This is a genomic window from Bradyrhizobium sp. P2_E8 (assembly GCF_056403875.1).
Genome location: NZ_JBFUES010001340.1, coordinates 1 through 1,622, shown reverse-complemented (window position 1 = coordinate 1,622; position 1,622 = coordinate 1). Strand labels below are relative to the sequence as shown.

Genomic DNA, 1,622 nt, shown 5'->3' with positions numbered 1-1,622 from the left:
CCGCAGGCGAGCGAGCCGGTGGCGAACGCCGCCGAGCCCCACAGCCGCAGGGGTCCGTAATCGAGTCCGTAACGGGCGACACCGCGCAGCGCATAGGCATCGGTCAGCGGCATCGTCGGCGTCCACATCGTGCAGGTCAGCGCGTAGATCAGGAACAGCGCCAGCGGCTGCTGCTGCAGGCCGAGGGCCGCAAATCCGATTGCCGTCGCCAGCACCGACACCATGATGCCGGCGCGAATGGCATGCCGCTTTTCGGCGAAGGCCGCGACCTGCGGCAGCGTGGTGAAGCGCGTGATCGCCGGCAGCGCGTTGATGAGGCCGATCCAGGCCGCGTCGATACCGATCGCCTTCAGCCAAACCGGGAAGAAGGGCATATGCGTGCCCAGGACCGCGAAGAAGGCCGAGTAGAACAGGGCCAGGCTCACGGCGAATCGCCGCTTCACGGCGGCTTGCGTGGGGATTTGTGATTCGCCTGCCATCAAACCAATTGCGATTCGGTCGATATCGTGGTGATCGTTACAGTAACGCGCACTGATTTGCGCGACGAGATTGTCATGGCCAACGAAGCATTCGCCCTTTCGCCCATGTCTGCCCGCGCGGCCGAGCCGAACGAGCAGGATTACGACGCGATCCGCGAAGCCTTCATGGAGACCGCGCGCGGCCGCTGGTTCCTCGGCGAATATGCCAAGCGCAACCGCAATGCCGACACGAGCATGGTGCTCGACGCGGTCGCCAAGATCGAAGAAACCCTTGCGGCACAGCGGCAACCGGTCGTCGAGGACCGCCTGCCCGAGGCGCTGGTCGAGATCCGCCGCGCCGTCCGCGAGGCCGAGACGATCGCGATCGCGGCGTTCGACCCCGCGGCGATCGAGGCGAGCCTTGCCCCGATCCCGCGCGGCGTGCGCATCATCAAGGAGATCTCCTGGCGCTGGCGCGAGATCGGCGCCGACGGGCGGATCTGCGACCTCATTGATTCGCAGCTCGCCTCGATCGAGGCCGCCTGCGGACAGATTTCGACCATCGACCCCCGCACCGAGCTCAAGGCCGCATTCGATCTGCTGAAGGACCGGGTCGAGCAGCTTGATGCCGACGGCGACGCAACGCCGCAGGCGACGGCAGTGCCTCCTTCGCCAGCTCCGGTGCGGGAAGCACCGCCGGTCGCAGAGGCCGCGCCCGCCGCGATGGCGAGCGAAGCCCCCGTGGCTTTTACGGAGACGCCGCGGGACATCGCAGCGTCTGCCGGGCCCGAAGCCACCGCGCAGACGGCCGGCACCGCCGAAGCGTTCGCAATGGCCGAGCAGGCAATGGACGCTGCCATCGCGCCGGAGATCGCAGCCGAAAGCCGGATCGCTCTTGAAGATGCCGCGCCTGAAGATGCAGCTTTCGAAGAGCCGGCCGCGTTCGCGGAAGTCACCGACGAGTTCTCGCTCGATGCCGCCGCGGAAGCCGAGGACGAGGCCGTGCTCGAGGCCATCGCGCTGGAGATGGCTGCGCCCGATCCGGAATTCGACGAGATCATCGAGCCGGTCGAGATGGCAGCAGCCATTCCCGAGCCGGTGGCTGCGGAGGTCGCAGCGCCCGTCGCCGCCGAGCTTCCGGAGCCGGCCGCGCCGGAACCCGCC

The 1,622-nt window shown here is 67.9% G+C and carries 2 protein-coding genes; one reads left to right on the top strand and one right to left on the bottom strand.

Annotated features, from left to right (window positions below; all coding sequences use genetic code 11):
* A partial coding sequence (locus tag AC1D00_RS40245; protein ID WP_477014524.1) for an MFS transporter occupies positions 1-479 on the bottom strand: 479 nt, incomplete at its 3' end.
* A gap of 75 nt (positions 480-554) precedes the next feature.
* On the opposite strand from AC1D00_RS40245, the gene AC1D00_RS40240 reads away from it, so the two are divergent.
* A partial coding sequence (locus AC1D00_RS40240) for a hypothetical protein (protein ID WP_477014523.1) occupies positions 555-1,622 on the top strand: 1,068 nt, incomplete at its 3' end.